Genomic DNA, 16,822 nt, shown 5'->3' on the forward strand with positions numbered 1-16,822 from the left:
ATTAATCAATAAAATGAAAAAATCAATTTTATTTTTATCAGCAGCAGCTTTGCTAGCTGTTTCATGCCAAAACTTTAAAAAAGGTGATGGTGGTTTAGAGTATAATATCGTTAAAGATGCAGGTAGTGACAAAGCTATTGCAGGTGATTTCTTATCAGTAGATATGACAATCAAATCAGACAGAAACGATTCATTATTAAACAGTACATACGATTTAGGCTTACCTCAAATTGTTCAAATCGCTGGAGATTCAATCCCTGGTGGATACAAAGGTGATTATAACTCGATGTTCAGATTCTTAGGAGAAGGTGACTCTGCAGTATTCAAATTAAATTTAGATACTATGGCAGCTAGAACAGGTCAACCAAAACCAGAATTTGCTGATAAATTTGTTACATTTACTGTTAAGGTTAGAAAGCACTTCAAAAAAGGTCAATTAACTGATTCAGCATTATATGGTCAACTAGATACTTATTTTAAAGGTGAATTAGAAGGTCTTCAAAAAGCTGAAGCTGGAAAAATCACTAAATATGTAGCCGATAATAAATTAGAACCTAAGAAAACAGCTTCAGGCTTACAATATGTAGTTACAGAAGAAGGTAAAGGTAATAAACCAGCATTAGGTGATACAGTAGTTGTAAACTATACAGGTAAATTAACAAATGGTACTGTTTTCGATTCATCAATAAAAGCGGAAGCTGAAAAAGCTAAATTAGCTATGGATCCTATGCGTACTTTTGAGCCATTGCGTTTCAGTTTAGGTAACCAACCCGTTATCCAAGGATGGACAGAAGGTTTACAGTTATTGACAAAAGGTACAAAAGCTACATTTATCATCCCTTCAGCATTAGCATACGGTGACCGTCCTGCAGGCCAAAAAATCCCTCCTTATGCACCATTAGTATTTGAAGTAGAATTGGTTGATGTAATCAAAGGTCAAGGAATCGCAGCACCTGCTCCAGCACCGGGTGAGATACCTGCAAACTAAGATTAAAAAATCTATTTAAATAACAGGCCAGTATTGCCATATTTAAAATATAAACGCGATTCTATTAATAGAATCGCGTTTTTTCGTTACGTTAACAATATATTATTAACAAATTAGTATTTTTGAAGCAATAAGAAAAAAGATGAATTCTAGCTATACTCTTACCGATACACATACCCATATTTATTATAATATAGGAACAAATACATTAGAGGACCAAATAAATAGGTGTTTAGACCAAAACATCAAACGTCTCTTTTTACCCAATGTAGATAGCGAATCGGTATCAGCAGTATTAAGCACATCAAAATCGTATCCAGAGATATGCTTTCCAATGCTAGGTTTACATCCTTGCAGTGTAAAAGAAAATTACCTTGAAGAACTAGCGCTAATTGAGAAAGCTATCCATGCCCATAAAATATATGCTATAGGAGAAATAGGATTGGATTTGTATTGGGATAAAAGCACATTAGCTATTCAGCAAGATGCTTTTAGAACACAGATAAAGTGGGCCAAAGCATTAGGTTTACCGATAGACATCCATTGTAGAGAAGCGTTTGATGAAACATTCGAAATTTTAGAAGAGCTACATGATGACAAGTTATATGGTATCTTCCATTGTTTCACGGGTAATTTGGAGCAAGCAAAAAGAGCGATAAATCTAGGTTTCAAATTGGGAATAGGTGGTGTTGTAACTTTCAAGAAAGCAGGCTTAGATACGGTCGTTAAAGAATTGGATCTTAAAGATATTGTTTTGGAAACAGATGCTCCCTATTTAGCACCAAGCCCATTTAGAGGAAAAGAGAATGAAAGCTCTTACTTGCATTATATTGCAGAAAAAGTAGCAGATTTGCATGAGATTAGCATCGAGAAATTAGCAGCGATCACTACGGAAAATTCACGAGTAGTATTTGGCATATAAAATGAAAAAGATATTTATCATATACACTGGAGGAACCATAGGAATGGTTGAGGATGAAACAGGTACTTTCATACCATTTGACTTCGAGTTGATAAAGAAAAACCTTCCAGACCTAAGTCGAACAGATTACGAACTTACAGTTCACTCCTTTGACCCTATCATAGACTCTTCAAATATGACTTCTGAAATATGGTTGACCATGGTCAAGCTTATTCAAGACAATTATGCAGAATTCGATGGTTTTGTAATCCTTCACGGATCAGATACGATGGCATTTACGGCATCTGTATTAAGTTTTCTTTTGGAGGGTTTACGTAAACCCGTAATATTATCAGGTTCACAGCTACCAATTAGTCAAATACGTACCGATGCGCGCGAGAATATGATGACAGCATTAGAAATCGCATCTGCAAAACATAATGGCGAATCTATCATTCAAGAAGTATGTATTCTATTTGATAATAAGTTATTTAGAGGAAACAGATCTTTCAAATATAATTCAGCAAAATTTGAAGCATTCAGATCTCCTAATTATCCAGTATTAGTAGAAGCCGGTATACATTTGAAGTATAACCTCGAAGCATTACTAAATAATACAGGACAAACATTACAATACCATCATGCATTGGACAATCGTGTTGGTGTTTTAAAACTATTCCCAGGCATTACAAAAGAAAGTATACAAGCAGTCTTAAATTCGGATGTACGTTCTATCGTAATGGAGACATTTGGTTCAGGCAATACAACAACGGCAGAATGGTTTTTAGCATTATTAAAAGAAGCTATCGTTCAAGGAAAGAATATTGTAAATATATCTCAATGTAAAGTTGGATCTGTAGAGCTAGGGAGATATGAAACTAGCCAAGGCCTCAAGGCAATCGGCGTACTTAATGGCTATGACATGACTTTCGAAGCTGCAGTAACGAAATTAATGTACCTACAAGGCGAATTTGAAGATCAGAAGAATGTAGCACATTGGGTAGAAAGAGATATTCGAGGTGAATTGACTATAAATGATTAATAATTACTGTTACTAAAAAAAATATTTTTCAGTAGCAGTAAAATATATAAATGGCTTCAAATGCTTATAAAGCGTATTATTGGGTACATCTGTTAGTCGCTTCATACTGTTAGCTTTACAATATGCTTGACAAATACCTACATTTTGAGTACCTTTACCAAAAGCCATCATATCTGCGTTCCATAATTCTCATCAGAATATCTCGTCGGTTATCAAGACTTTTCTAAAATTTTAAAATTAATATCAATATATGGGTCAAAGCCAACAAACATTTAGAAAAAAAGAAATTGCTAAACAAAAACTGCAAAAAAGAAAAGCCAAAGAAGAAAAAAGAGAATCTAGAGGTGAAAACAATCAAAAAGGTAAAGCATTAGAAGAGATGTTTGCTTATGTTGATGAGAATGGTAATATATCAGATACTCCACCCGTAAAAAAATACGAATTCAAAGAGGAAGATTTATTAACACCTACATTCGAAGATGTCTATTCTTTTGGTAAAGTTTCTTTTTACAATGAAGCAGGCCAATACGGTTTTATTAGAGATAATGAAACACGTGAAAATGTTTACTTTAATTTCAAAATTCTAGGTTTTGTACTACAACAAGATCAAAAAGTGAAATTTAAATCAAGATCTTCTAAACAAGGACTACAAGTAACTGAGGTTATAGTTTTATAATATCGGTATTTATTGTGTCTACTCATTATAATGTGTCAGACACTATATAAAAACAAAAGGCGAATCGTAAGATTCGCCTTTTTTGCAAGAAATATAATAGAAATTAGTTTACTCTTACATTAGAGGCATTTAAGCCTTTAGGTCCTCTTTCTACATCATAAGTAACAGAGTCACCTTCTTTTACTTGGTCTCTTAATCCAGAAATGTGTACAAATACATCAGCAGTACCATCTTCAGGTGTAATAAAACCAAATCCTTTAGTTTCATTAAAAAACTTTACAGTTCCTTTATTCATATTATTTTATTTTTATTGATACAAGGTTAGGCATAAAAATTCATATTTTATATTTTATTTGAAAATAATTGAAAATAATTAATTTGTATTTCAGACATTTATTCAAAAAACTACTTTAAATAGCTGTAGAAGCATATTAATTACAATATCAAAATAATTACTGCTAAAAAAATGTAACACTAATTACAAACTCACCTTTCTTAAATATGGTAAAGACGATTATCTTATGCCATCCCTTGGAGCACTTCGGCTACGACAAAATTGGATCCTCCTACAAAAATTAAATCCCCTTGTTGATAACACGATTTAGCTTCCTCTAAGGCATTAATTACAGAACCACATACATTTCCATTCAATCCATGTGTTTGTGCTTTGAGGGCTAATTCTGAGGCCTCCATAGCACGAGGCATATCCGGATTAGCGAAATAATATTTTGCATCCTTAGGAAGATAGGGTAGCATATGATCCAAGTCTTTATCTTTCATGGCACCGATGACGATATGTAACGTATTATACGATACCTCATTCAAATTTTTTATTACTTCTTTGATACCATCTTCATTATGGCCAGTATCACATATAATCAAAGGTGAACTACTTAATGTCTGCCATCTACCTTGCAGACCAGTCAATACTTGGACATGACTTAAGGCATACTTTAGATTATCCTCCGTAATATTAAACCCTAATCGACATAACTCATGAACAACAGCCAGCACACCGACAACATTCTTTAATTGATAAGAACCTGTCAAATCCAAATCATATTCTTTACTCTTGAAATCAGATTCAATTCGTACATGCTGCAGTAATTCATCTTTATAGAGACGTGTAGCAGTAATGTATTGATCGGCAAACTTTATAGGAGCAAGTACATCAGTAGCTTTATCAATGAAAACAGGTGCTGTATTAGGATTAGTTTCAGAAATTATGACCGGTATGTTTGCTTTAATAATACCTGCTTTTTCAGCAGCGATTTGTTCGATAGTATCACCTAAAAGATTCATATGATCCATACCAATATTGGTAATAAGACATACTTCAGGAGTAATAATATTAGTACTATCTAATCTACCCCCCAATCCTACTTCTATAATTGCTATATCTACTTTCTCTTGGGCAAAATAATCAAAAGCCATTGCTACAGTAGCTTCAAAAAAAGAAGGTTGAATCTCTTCCATCAAGTCTTTCTGATTATTTACATAATCCACCACAAACTGTTCTGTTATTTGCTCCCCATTAATTCGAATTCTTTCCCGAAAATCTACAAGGTGAGGAGAAGTATAAAGACCTGTTTTATAACCAGATTTGGCGAGAATAGCAGCCAACATATGAGAGGATGAGCCCTTCCCATTCGTACCTGCTACATGTATAGTTTTAAACTTATTATGCGGATTATCTACGGCCTCACATAATGCTATAGTACGGTCTAAATCCTTCTTGTAAGCAGAAGCACCGTCTCTTGTAAACATAGGTAATCGACTATACAAATAATCGATTACCTCTGTATAAGTATTCATTTCAATAAAATTAGCGTTGTTTAAAATTGATAGAGACATGTACAGTCCTTCTATCAGGTGCATTCGGCACAGCGTTGAATCTTGCTTTTCTCAGCTCCCTTTCCAACATACTGAATACAGTAGGAGACGAATAAGTCGTTCCTTTGACTCCAGGGCGTACACTGATGATATTACCATTCTTATCCACGACTAATTCACAAACGACTACACCCGAAAATTGACTTTTATCATCTATATTAGGACGTTGTGACCAATGTCTACTAGACAAAGAAATAGGTGTATCACCAAATCCTGAGCCACCATCACCATAATTCGATGCCAATGGATCACCTAGAGCAGAACCTTGATTACCTGGGGTAGAACCCGTTCCATCACCTTGGCCTTTACCGTCATTTTTCTTCCCTTTATACAAGGCATTGGTATTGACGGTAGGCGTACTATTTTTCACTTCTTTGGTTGTTTCTGGCGCTACATTCTTCACTGGCTTTGCAGCCTTTGCTACTGCCGGAGCATCCTCCATATCTTGAGTTGCCACCGCTTTATCAGCCGTTTGCTGAGTAGGTGTTGGCGTAGGTGTTTCTGTTGGGACAATTCTATCAGGCGTTACATTATTAGCATTTTCATCCATCGAAGGCTCTTCAATACTCATATAATCATCCCCCATTCCCTCTTCGGAGGTTCCATAATTAACCACTATCCCACCCATTCCATATTCAGGAAGATCGGGTTCAGAAAACACGATAAAATAACCAATAACAATTAAAATAACCATCACTAGGGATGAAATCCCTAGTGCTTTTGGCATATTATTTTCTTCTTTTAAATGATAATACATAATATCAATTTAATTATAATCAAGCTCCTTAAAAATTATAAAAAGAACTTAGTATACTATCACTAATCTTTTTTAGGCTCAGTAGCTAATACCAACTTGATTTTTAATCGATTGGCAACATCCATTACAGCAATCACATTTTGAATAGGCACAGTACTATCTGCATAAAGCATAATAGTTACATCTTCCCCCGTATGTATTTGGGATTGCAGGACGGATTCTAAGGATTCATACGGTACAGTCTGCTTATCTACATGATAAGCTAAATCACCCGTTATTGAAACCGTTATTGTTTTCTTTGCTACGGATTGTTCTCCGGCACTCGATTTTGGCAACAATAACTTGACTACTTGAGGATTTGCTACTGCTGAAGCCAACAAGAAGAACAACATCAAAAAAAACATGATATCATTCAATGCTGCAGTATGTACTTCAGCGGTTGGTTTATTTCTTCTATTTCTTAGATTCATACTATTTACAAAGTAATTTAAATTGTAAAAAGTCTATAGCTAGGTGTATGATGCATATTAATCTACGATTCCATACAACAAGTGTTATAAGACTTTTAAATCTTATAAAATTAAACTCCAGGTTCGTCTAATAAATCAATAAACTCTACAGCTTCAGTCTCCATCTTTAGAATCAAGCGCTCAACCATCATATTCAAAATATGATAACCGATATATGCTAATATACCAATAGTAAGACCAGAAGCAGAAGCAATCATTTTTACATAAAGACCACCAGATACGGAACCAATATCAATACCACCTGCTAACTCAACATCACGAAAGATCTGAATAACTCCAAAAATAGTACCTACGAAACCAAGCATTGGTGCAATACCCGCTACAATACCAAGGATATTAATATTTTTCTCTAGACGAGCTACTTCTAATTTTCCAGCATTTTCGATAGCACCTTCAATATCTTTAATCGGACGGCCAACACGCGTCAATCCTTTTTGCAACATACGAGCTAGCGCAGTGTTACTAGATCTTGTTACTGCAATTGCTGCATCCAATTTACCTGATAATACATTACTTTTAATTTGTGCCATTAGTCCTCCATCTGCTTTGGAAGCTTTACGAATTGTAATATAACGTTCAATAAAAATTACTAACCCTAAAAAGAATAATAAAACAATGGGGATCATAATCCAACCACCTTTCATTAGTAATTCAATTAAATTCAAATCCTCAACTGGAGCGGCCAACTGTACAGCTTGCTGCTGCACTTGGTTCAATGTGTCCACTGGTAAAGCACCTTGTAATAATGACATAGTATTAAAAAAATTATATTTTGGTTTATGTTTATTGTTATTTTATTTCTGTTCCCCAAGCATCTTCTTTGAAGTGCTTGCGAACTTCTCTCATTGCCGAATCACGTAATTCGCGTGTAGGATATGAATCCCAAATAACACGTTTTTTATTTTTCGACAAATTAGGTTCTAAAACACGTACTGTCTTATGGCCCTTTTTATTAAAAGATTGAGCTTGAGCATTAGCTAATTCTAAAGTAGGATGAGTTCCTATAATAATAATATATTTATTATTATCGACGATTATCTTTTCACTTACTACTTCAGGCAGACTATCTTTTACAACCAAAGAACTTGAATCAACAGGCAAATCCGTGTACTGTCCTACCGAATCAGTGTTAGAAGAAATACTGTCAATAACAGGTACTTCCATAACTGCTGAAGGTTCGATGACCGGACTATAGGATTCAAATGTACTATAATAATATAGACCTCCTAGAATAAATATGGCGATAATCGCTATTAATCCAAAAATACCGGCATTACTACGTTTAGCAGGTTGATGATTGTTTTCAGCAGCCTCATACATCTCTGGTTGTACTGCATTACTGCTTTGCTCGAGACTATTATTTTCCGAAATAGCTATATCCTCCTCAGCCGCCTGTTCTACAGGTGCCGTTAGATCAACATTTTGTTTATCTACTATTAATTGCTCATTACTATCTGTAAGAGACTCCTCTTTCAGTATATCGTGCGTCGTAACAGCAGATACGCTTTCTGTTTGGTCGTCACTAATAGCAGTATAATGAAAACCACTTAAATCTAAAGGCTTGAAGACAAAAGAATTACCATAGCTAACCAAGGTACCTAAGTTTTCAAGGACAACTTCACCATTTTGATGAATTTTATCCATCAGACCCGCTACAGTATTATTTAACTTTAATTGTGCTTCTACTGCTTCTAGATGCTCCAATTGCTGTAAGTAAGTTAAGAAATCATAACCCTGCGTTTCAAAATGATCAAATTCAATCAATGAAATCGGAGGCAAAAAAACATTTCTTTTAGAATCAAATGTTGCCGGTGTATATACTCTTTTGAATACACCCAATCCTTTTACATATACAGATGTATGTCTTCTTAATAAAGAATCTATTAGTTTACCTAAATTCATCGATGACTGCTATTTTATACAAAGTTAAAAAGAAAAATTAACACCACCTATCATGTTGAAACCCATTTTTGGGTAGTACAAATAGCGCTCGTATTCCTTATTAAATATATTATTTACTTTAACAAAAATCCCTAATTGAGAGGTAGCTTTATATTCAGCACCTGCATTTAAATCAAAAAATTCAGGGATATTTACTTTGTGATAAGAATTAGGAATAACAGCTGAAGGATTCGAGATTCCAGAATTTAATAAGCTAACATCGTAGTCATAGGCTTTAGCATATGATAAGCCATGGAATAACGCTTCCGCATCGATATACAATTTATCGGAGATATTAAATCTAGCATTTGCTGCTACACGTAATTTTGGTGTAAACCAAGCTTCCTCTTGGGACACTGTTGTATAGTTATCAATATTCAAACGCCCACCAATATTAATCAATTGCGACAGGCGTACATTTAATTCCCCTTCAATACCGAAATACTTAACCTTATCGTTGGCATTACCATCATATACGACATCAAATTGGAAAGGTGTATTCTCATTATTCACAAATAATGGTAAACCTTCAATAGATTTGTACATTACTTTGGCTTTATAGCCGAAAGTAGCTCCTGCATTTCCTTTGATACCACCAAAGAAACTTAAACGCTCAATCATATTTTGGAAGTTCAAGTCAGGTCCTAAGTACGGATTTTGTTGGGTAAAAGATTTATAAGATGCTTTTTTAGCACCGCCAGTAATTCCCCCAAACAAATGCATATAGGTCGGTACCAAAGCAAAATCAATTTCTGCTGAAGGGAAAATATTGAAACGTGTAGAATCCCCAAATTCAGAAACCAAATTAGCACCAAAAGTCAAGGTATAATTAGTTCCTTTGAAACTTATATACGGATTTATCGTCGCTAAAGAATTATTGATTTTCTTATCGCCTTGTACATTTCCAGCACCACCAATACTATTGATATCTACCGCAACATTACCACCGACATTAAAAGCTTTTAAGCGCTTATTCAAATAACCAGACAAGGCTATTGAATTTTCACTTGCTTTGTATTTGTCACTGTAAGTATATGCATCGATCTTAGCTGAATACGACAATGCTTCTGTATTATTAGGATCATAGTTACTTACTAACTCACCTAAGAAATAGATATCATTAAAATTTTGTGCTTCACGAGCTGGGTTTAGTGAAATATTAGCTATATCTACAGGGTTACCATAGAACCGAGTAGCATACCGATTATAACCCAAAGTACCATCAATTGTAAAGCCAGGCATCACACGTCTAGCAAAAACGCCGACTTCTTGACGTGAGAACTTCTGATCATCCAAGCTTCCTTTTTGATTCAAGTGTTTGACATATCCCCCAAAACGAAGATCTTGATAATCTTCAACTGCAATATATGCTTCCCCTAAAATAGTACCCAAATTACCTATGCCAAATTTAGCATAATTACTTTTTGGATCTTGCGTTCTAGTAAAAGGTAATTCTTGAACATTCAATTCCCTTAAGCCTGTATTAATATCCAATTTTTTGTCAGGGACATTACCATAGCTTAATTTAGGCATATAACTACGCTTATTAGTCATATCTGGGCTACGTCGAATCTTTACCGCATCAGCAAGAATAGGTTTGTAATCGCGTACTACATCAAACGAATCTACGGTTACAGGTTTTATAGGATCTACCTGTTGAGCATGAGCTTGTGTACCTAATCCCAGTAACAAAGCTACTATGCCGTAATTCTTAAATACTGTTTTGTGCAACTTCATCTTATTTCCTTCTTCTTGTTATTTTAGTTTAGCTAATTTTTCTTTAGCTGTTTTCAACACTCCGTCTTCTTTATTTTCGTAATTATCAATTACGCTCTCTAAAGTAGCTTTAGCTTGGAATTTATCCCCTTTGCCTACATAGGCATCAGACATCAATATAAAACCTTTACCCACCCAGAAATCATAAGATGAGAATGAATTTGATATATCAAAAGCAGATTCAATAGCCTTGTCATACTGTTTAGCTTTCAATTGTTGCTCTGCGACTAAATATCGAGCTTCTGCACCCGTTTCTGTTTTAGATTTTAAGGCTGCTAAATTCAGCTCTTTAGTAGCATCAGCTGCCTTATTAGTTGCTAAATAAACTTTAGCAGCATATAAATGAGCGAGACCGATTTCCTCTTGAGAAGCCTTTTCGTATTCTTTTAATAATTTAGCATAATTAAGGGCTTCAACATAATTATTAATATTATAGTAGCTAATTAAAAGATTTTTGATGGCGAAGCCGTAATTTTCTTTGTATTCGGAAGTAAGCTCTAATTTTTTCAATACCTGAACAGCCTCATTATATGCTTTTTTTCTTAAATGCAATTTAGAAACGCTTAATAAAGTACGCTCTGTATACGCAGATGTCCAGTCATTCATGATAATATTAAAATCATGAAGCGCTTCCTCATCTTTACCTAAATTAGCATTACTCTCTGCACGAATAAAACGCGCAAATTTTTCATTGATAGGCTTAGGATATTTATCAAAATAAGCATTAACGCCTTCTACAGCACCTTGCCAATTTCCACGTTCAAACAAATTGCGTGCTATTCCAAAATTATATGAATCTTGCTCCGCAGTAGATAAGTCAGCGATATTGGTCGAACTAGCGTAACGGATATATCCTGTAGCATCATTATTGTCCAAATAAATATTTTCTATTGAACGAATCGCCTGTTTAGCTTCATCCGTTGTCGCATACTGATCTACGACTTTTTGAAATGTAGATAAAGCTGCTGCATTATTATCTTGGTTATATTGTACCAAACCGATCGTCAATAAAGCACGTGGCACATAGGAACTACGTGGATATTTTTCTACCATGCTTTGTAATCCAGCAATAGCCTTATCATATTGGTGCATCAAGAAATATGTATAAGGAATTTCAAAAGCGACATCATCAGCGTAATTAGATTTTGGATATTTGCTAATTACGGAGTTTAAGGTTGCTATTTTTGTATCATTATCCCCTTGTAAGCCTTGAATAATACCACGTTGGAATAATGCATAATCTTGGCTTTGCGCATTTGCACTAATTAATCTGTCGTAATAAGCTAATGCTTTACCGTAATTTTTGGTGGCAAAATATGAATCTGCTAATCGTGCTACTGCATCATTACGTGTATTCAATTCGATACCATCTTTACCAGCACCAGCAAGGAATCTTTCAAAATAATTTGCTGCAGTATTATAATTATCATTACGGAAAGCTGCATATGCTAAGGCATAATTTGCATAATGATATACATCAGTTTTGCGTGCTCCAGGCAATTGTAAGAATTTATTGAACGTTAATGTCGCCTCTTTATACTTACGTACTTCGTACATAGCCTCGGCTTTCCAATAGTTAGACATAGCGTATAACTCCTCGTCATAGCGATTTTCTTCTGAACGCATGAACATAGAGATTGCATTTTCAAAAGCGCGTTCATTATAGAATTCTAACGCTCTATAGTAAGTTACTTTTTGATAAGCAGTCTTCGCTTCCTTTGAATTACGCGGAATATTCTCTAACACATCAACCGCAGCACGGTAATTTTTAGTACTTACTAATACTTCAGCCAGCAATGTGTTAGCTTCTTCTTTTCTTGTCGTTGATCTATACGTATTCAAATACTCTTGAATAGCATCCAATGCTACCTGATGAAATTCTAATTCGTATGACAATTTAGCATAATTAAACAAACCTTCTTCTTTCAACTGAGGATCAAAATCTAATTTTGAAGCACGGAAGAAAGCATTACGCGCACTTTGTTTATTGCCAGTTTTTATAAATGCATCACCTAATGTAATCATTGCACTTTGGTAATATGCATCTGGTTCGGTCAATTTTTCTAACTCTTGAATGGCTTTAGGATAATCTTTCAGACGGTAAGCAATATAACCTATTTGGTAACTATCTTGATTATTCTGTGTCTTGCCCTGATCTAAAGCTTGAAATTTATCATAATAGTCTTTTGACAATGCCAAATCACCTTTGATGAAGTACGTCGCCGCAATGATACGAAACATATCCGTTTCATGTTCTTGTTTAGTCGTTTTCAAAATAGGCAAAGCATAACTCAATACATCGTCATAACGCTTATCTAAGAAATACAAAGCTGTAATATAATATGGATAAGAATTTTCAAAAGTCTTCGATCCATTTAAGCGTTCAAACTCATTCAATGCTGTCTTATACTCGGCATCCAAATAGCATAAATAAGCGAAATAATAGATCGACGCTTCTTGATATTGGCTTCTTTCATCTTTTAGCTTATCAAACAAAGGCTTTGCCGCTTTGTAATCATTAGTCATGAAGTATGAATATCCTAATTTGAAACGGTATTCTTGACCTTCAGCACCTGCTAGATTATTAGCATCGATCTTAGTAAACCAGGCTATAGCTGCAGGATAATCCTTCTTAGCATAATAAGAACGACCTATTTGAAAATATGCCGCTTTAGCATTAGCACTTGCAGGAAAATCTTTGATATATTTCAACAGTTGTGACTCTGCATTGGTATCATCTAATTCCAATGCACATACGGCTTGATAAAAGCGTACATTCTCCTTGATTAACAACAACTCTTCTGTTTCATCTAGCTGTAAAGACGTCTTTGTACGAAGTTCTTCGACTCGATCAAATTGCTTTGCTGCCGAGCCAAACTTTCCTCTCTCAAATAATTCTAAACCGGATTTATAGGCTCTATTAATATCTTGCCAAGCTGTTTGTTGACCAAAAGCTGTCACCGACATCAAACTTAAAGCTACACCGATACCATATATTTTTTTGTACATAGCAATATTTAAATCTTTTAATGTAATCTTTCTTTTCTAACTACTCAATTCTACACTAAAATGTTAGCTTTCGCTAAACACTATTCTTCAGGATACTAAATTAAATCTATAATCGCAAGTTTTCCTCAAAAGTTGTCAACATGTGTTAATAACTCCATCTTTTAACATTTTTTTAACACATCATATAATCAATCTAATAAATTTATTATCCATCAAATGCAAAAAGAACATTGTCATTTCTTTACATTTGATTAAATCAGTATCTATTGAGGAAATAAAAATGAATTTTATTGACAGTAAAAATAGCCTAGAGCTTCATACCATATTTGAAAAACATATATTAAACGGCGCCGAAAGTTATTTTGACTTCGCTATTGCATTGGGCAATTACTATAGACAAGACAGCAAAAATTGGGAGGAGGAAATCAATATTCATACACTCAACTTATTATTGAAAGAGAACGATAATTATAAAAGATTTCTCAAAGAGGTCTTAGATAAATTAATATCGGAAAAAGATTTCGATCAAATTATTTCTGACTCTGGTATTATAAATTATAGTGACTTTTTCTATGAAGTAAGAAAACGAATTATAGAAAAAATATTGCCCTATCAACCAGCTCCAGACACGTTGGAATTTGTTTTAAATCAAATCTTCTACTCTGCAAAAGATCCAAAATGGATAAATCAAATTCCGAAGAAACAATTGTATGAACTATTACAACTATTAGGCTATAAGACTTTTTATGATACGGAAACGAGCAATCATCCGTTCTACGAATTGATATATGCAGTAGAGGTATTAACACAACGTGTTACAGGAAGAGCAATGGAGCCAGATATATGCAAGATGGTTCCTAATTCTAGAAATTTTGACAGCCCTTTTATTGGTTTACAACGGGAAACGACTCTCTTCATTAACCAACTAAGAGAGCAAGATATACGTTATGTGCGATCCGATGATTTGAATTACAAACAACTATTTGTACTCCTAAATCAGTGTGAAAAATATATAGATACGGCCTATAGTAATGCGAACAAACTAGGTATCTCTATAAAAGTAAACCAATCCCTATTCAAAGTACGTCAGCAACTTCAAAGGATAAAAAAAGTATTGCCTTACCTAGCATTAGATAATAAAAATGAAGCATATGAAAAAAACATTGATTTCATCATCCTCTTAATCACTATAAATTGTAATAAGACTGATGTTTCGAAGTTAATAAGAGAAAGTACACAATCTGTAGCTTACGAAATCACACAGCATAAAGCTAATACAGGAGAGCATTATATCACAAGCACCAAAAAAGAATACATCAATATGCTATGGTCCGCTTGTGGCGGCGGACTTATAGTGGGTATTATGTGTATTATCAAATTACTACTAGGCAATGTAGAAACCAGTGAATTTGGTCATGCCTTTTTATACAGTATGAACTATTCCATAGGCTTTATAGCAATCTATCTATTGGGTGGAACACTAGCCACCAAGCAACCATCCATGACCGCATCAGCCCTTGCTAGTTCATTAGAAAGAAATGTGAATACAAATGAAGGCATTGCCCATAGATATTGGTCATTTGCCACTTTTGTATCTCAAGTTTCTCGTTCTCAATTTATCGCTTTTATAGGTAATATTTTTGTAGCATTTCCTATTGCGCTATTCCTTATATGGGGTATTGACAAATTATTAACGATCAATATAGCAGCAAGCAAATGGCAGCATCTACTGCATGACTTGGACCCTATAGATTCACCGGCAATATTCCATGCGTCTATTGCAGGGATATTTTTATTCCTCTCGGGCATAATTGCCGGCAATGTAGCTAATAGGGATAAGTTCAACGCTGTTTATTATCGTATCCAACAACATCCATTACTGAAGAAAATATTAGGCAAGGATAAAACAAACAAATTTGCGGAATGGTACAAGGACAAATGGGCCGGCGTAATTTCGAACTTTTGGTTTGGTGTATTTATGGGGTCAACCGGAAGTATAGGTTTATTTCTAGGCCTTGACATAGATATTAGACACATTACATTTGCCAGTGGCAATATAGCATTAGGTATTTTTGGAAGTGATAATCATGCCCCTACAGAGATGATAACTTGGGCTATTATAGGTATGATAGTAATCGGATTTTTCAACTTCATTGTTAGCTTTACATTATCATTTTATTTGGCGATGAAAGCGCGAAAAATAGAATATACAGAGATCTCACATATGTTTAGAGCAGTATGGACACTGTTCAAAATCAACCCAAAACAATTCTTCTTTCCTCCAAAATCTAGCTAAAAAACAAAGGCCTTGATCTACTAAATCAAGGCCTTTGTTAAACTAATAAATATCTTGTTAACCGCGTTTGCCAGCCAATAAATATAATACGGCCATACGTACCGCAACACCATTCTCCACCTGATCAAGAATGATAGAATGCTTACTATCAGCTACATCCGAAGTAATCTCTACCCCCCTATTAATAGGACCTGGATGCATAATCGTAATTTCCTTATCTAAAGAATCTAAAATCTCCTTATTCAAGCCATATAACATAGAATATTCACGCAAAGAAGGGAAATATGCTATATCTTGACGCTCTAACTGAATACGTAGCATATTAGCAACATCACACCAATTCAATGCTTTCATCAAGTCGTGTTCTACTTTTACACCTAATGAAGATATATACTTCGGAATCAATGTTGTAGGCCCACACACCATTACTTCAGCACCTTGTTTTTGCAAACAAAGGATATTAGACAAGGCTACTCTAGAGTGTAACACATCACCAATAATAGCAACCTTGCGACCTGCTACATCACCATAGCGCTCACGTATGGAAAAAGAATCCAATAATGCTTGCGTAGGATGCTCATGTGCACCATCACCAGCATTGACAATTTGTGCATTAACATGTTTACTCAAAAATATACCTGCTCCTGCATAAGGGTGACGCATCACAATCATATCAACTTTCATCGCCAATATATTGTTAACAGTATCAATTAGCGTTTCACCTTTACTTACCGAAGAAGAAGATGCTGCAAAATTGATCGTATCAGCAGATAGTCTTTTTTCTGCTAACTCAAACGATAAACGTGTACGAGTTGAATTTTCAAAAAATACGTTAGCTATTGTAATATCACGTAATGAGGGTACTTTCTTAATAGGTCTATTTAATACGTCTTTAAAATTCTTTGCCGTATTTAATATAAGTTGAATATCATTTTCAGTTAGGTCTTTAATTCCCAATAAGTGGCGTGTACTTAACTGCTCTGTAATTGCTGACATGGTGTAATATTTTTCGC

14 protein-coding genes are annotated in these 16,822 nt (G+C 34.6%); 5 read left to right on the forward strand and 9 right to left on the reverse strand.

Going from position 1 to position 16,822, the window contains the following annotated elements; translation table 11 throughout:
* Nucleotides 1-13: 13 nt before the first annotated feature.
* From IP023_RS02970 to IP023_RS02985, 4 genes are all read left to right on the forward strand, one after another.
* Nucleotides 14-988, forward strand: a complete 975-nt coding sequence (locus IP023_RS02970; RefSeq protein ID WP_241788763.1) for an FKBP-type peptidyl-prolyl cis-trans isomerase — start codon at nucleotides 14-16, stop codon at nucleotides 986-988.
* 142 nt (nucleotides 989-1,130) lie between these two features.
* A complete protein-coding gene (locus IP023_RS02975; RefSeq protein WP_241788764.1) occupies nucleotides 1,131-1,910 on the forward strand; it encodes a TatD family hydrolase in 780 nt (259 codons plus the stop codon).
* Nucleotide 1,911: 1 nt separating this feature from the next.
* A complete protein-coding gene (locus IP023_RS02980) occupies nucleotides 1,912-2,931 on the forward strand; it encodes an asparaginase (protein WP_241788765.1) in 1,020 nt (339 codons plus the stop codon).
* Between the two features lie 250 nt (nucleotides 2,932-3,181).
* On the forward strand, nucleotides 3,182-3,607 hold the full coding sequence (locus IP023_RS02985; protein ID WP_241788766.1) for a cold-shock protein: 426 nt from the start codon (nucleotides 3,182-3,184) through the stop codon (nucleotides 3,605-3,607).
* A 103-nt stretch (nucleotides 3,608-3,710) separates the two neighbouring features.
* On the opposite strand, the gene IP023_RS02990 is transcribed toward IP023_RS02985, so the two are convergent.
* From IP023_RS02990 to IP023_RS03025, 8 genes are all read right to left on the reverse strand, one after another.
* Nucleotides 3,711-3,902, reverse strand: a complete 192-nt coding sequence (locus tag IP023_RS02990) for a cold-shock protein (RefSeq protein ID WP_241788767.1) — start codon at nucleotides 3,900-3,902, stop codon at nucleotides 3,711-3,713.
* 224 nt (nucleotides 3,903-4,126) lie between these two features.
* Nucleotides 4,127-5,422, reverse strand: a complete 1,296-nt coding sequence (locus IP023_RS02995; protein ID WP_241788768.1) for a bifunctional folylpolyglutamate synthase/dihydrofolate synthase — start codon at nucleotides 5,420-5,422, stop codon at nucleotides 4,127-4,129.
* A gap of 10 nt (nucleotides 5,423-5,432) precedes the next feature.
* Nucleotides 5,433-6,257 carry an energy transducer TonB gene (locus tag IP023_RS03000; RefSeq protein ID WP_241788769.1) on the reverse strand — a complete coding sequence of 275 codons (825 nt, stop codon included), beginning with the start codon at nucleotides 6,255-6,257 and terminating at the stop codon, nucleotides 5,433-5,435.
* Nucleotides 6,258-6,319: 62 nt separating this feature from the next.
* A complete protein-coding gene (locus tag IP023_RS03005) occupies nucleotides 6,320-6,727 on the reverse strand; it encodes an ExbD/TolR family protein (protein ID WP_241788770.1) in 408 nt (135 codons plus the stop codon).
* Nucleotides 6,728-6,837: 110 nt separating this feature from the next.
* Nucleotides 6,838-7,539 carry a MotA/TolQ/ExbB proton channel family protein gene (locus IP023_RS03010; RefSeq protein ID WP_241788771.1) on the reverse strand — a complete coding sequence of 234 codons (702 nt, stop codon included), beginning with the start codon at nucleotides 7,537-7,539 and terminating at the stop codon, nucleotides 6,838-6,840.
* A 37-nt stretch (nucleotides 7,540-7,576) separates the two neighbouring features.
* A complete protein-coding gene (locus IP023_RS03015) occupies nucleotides 7,577-8,689 on the reverse strand; it encodes an HU domain-containing protein (protein WP_241788772.1) in 1,113 nt (370 codons plus the stop codon).
* A gap of 24 nt (nucleotides 8,690-8,713) precedes the next feature.
* Nucleotides 8,714-10,465 (reverse strand): TonB-dependent receptor, encoded by a 1,752-nt coding sequence (locus IP023_RS03020; RefSeq protein WP_241788773.1) that lies wholly within the window; start codon nucleotides 10,463-10,465, stop codon nucleotides 8,714-8,716.
* Nucleotides 10,466-10,483: 18 nt separating this feature from the next.
* Nucleotides 10,484-13,513, reverse strand: a complete 3,030-nt coding sequence (locus tag IP023_RS03025) for a tetratricopeptide repeat protein (protein WP_241788774.1) — start codon at nucleotides 13,511-13,513, stop codon at nucleotides 10,484-10,486.
* 247 nt (nucleotides 13,514-13,760) lie between these two features.
* Here IP023_RS03025 and IP023_RS03030 point away from each other — a divergent pair, with 247 nt between their 5' ends.
* Nucleotides 13,761-15,809, forward strand: a complete 2,049-nt coding sequence (locus tag IP023_RS03030; protein ID WP_241788775.1) for a site-specific recombinase — start codon at nucleotides 13,761-13,763, stop codon at nucleotides 15,807-15,809.
* Nucleotides 15,810-15,866: 57 nt separating this feature from the next.
* On the opposite strand, the gene IP023_RS03035 is transcribed toward IP023_RS03030, so the two are convergent.
* The gene (locus tag IP023_RS03035) at nucleotides 15,867-16,805 is read right to left on the reverse strand and encodes an aspartate carbamoyltransferase catalytic subunit (protein ID WP_241788776.1); all 939 of its coding nucleotides are present in this window, start codon (nucleotides 16,803-16,805) and stop codon (nucleotides 15,867-15,869) included.
* Nucleotides 16,806-16,822: the final 17 nt, after the last annotated feature.

This window comes from Sphingobacterium rhinopitheci, assembly GCF_022627575.1.
In the GTDB taxonomy this organism is placed as follows: Bacteria; Bacteroidota; Bacteroidia; order Sphingobacteriales; family Sphingobacteriaceae; genus Sphingobacterium; species Sphingobacterium rhinopitheci.

Coding starts and splice junctions, on each gene's coding strand:
- IP023_RS03005 (WP_241788770.1), bottom strand. CDS start 6,727: ATGAATCTAAGAAATAGAAGAAATAAACCAACCGCTGAAGTACATACT.
- IP023_RS02980 (WP_241788765.1), top strand. CDS start 1,912: ATGAAAAAGATATTTATCATATACACTGGAGGAACCATAGGAATGGTT.
- IP023_RS03035 (WP_241788776.1), bottom strand. CDS start 16,805: ATGTCAGCAATTACAGAGCAGTTAAGTACACGCCACTTATTGGGAATT.
- IP023_RS02990 (WP_241788767.1), bottom strand. CDS start 3,902: ATGAATAAAGGAACTGTAAAGTTTTTTAATGAAACTAAAGGATTTGGT.
- IP023_RS03020 (WP_241788773.1), bottom strand. CDS start 10,465: ATGAAGTTGCACAAAACAGTATTTAAGAATTACGGCATAGTAGCTTTG.
- IP023_RS02995 (WP_241788768.1), bottom strand. CDS start 5,422: ATGAATACTTATACAGAGGTAATCGATTATTTGTATAGTCGATTACCT.
- IP023_RS02985 (WP_241788766.1), top strand. CDS start 3,182: ATGGGTCAAAGCCAACAAACATTTAGAAAAAAAGAAATTGCTAAACAA.
- IP023_RS03015 (WP_241788772.1), bottom strand. CDS start 8,689: ATGAATTTAGGTAAACTAATAGATTCTTTATTAAGAAGACATACATCT.
- IP023_RS02970 (WP_241788763.1), top strand. CDS start 14: ATGAAAAAATCAATTTTATTTTTATCAGCAGCAGCTTTGCTAGCTGTT.
- IP023_RS03010 (WP_241788771.1), bottom strand. CDS start 7,539: ATGTCATTATTACAAGGTGCTTTACCAGTGGACACATTGAACCAAGTG.
- IP023_RS03000 (WP_241788769.1), bottom strand. CDS start 6,257: ATGTATTATCATTTAAAAGAAGAAAATAATATGCCAAAAGCACTAGGG.
- IP023_RS02975 (WP_241788764.1), top strand. CDS start 1,131: ATGAATTCTAGCTATACTCTTACCGATACACATACCCATATTTATTAT.
- IP023_RS03025 (WP_241788774.1), bottom strand. CDS start 13,513: ATGTACAAAAAAATATATGGTATCGGTGTAGCTTTAAGTTTGATGTCG.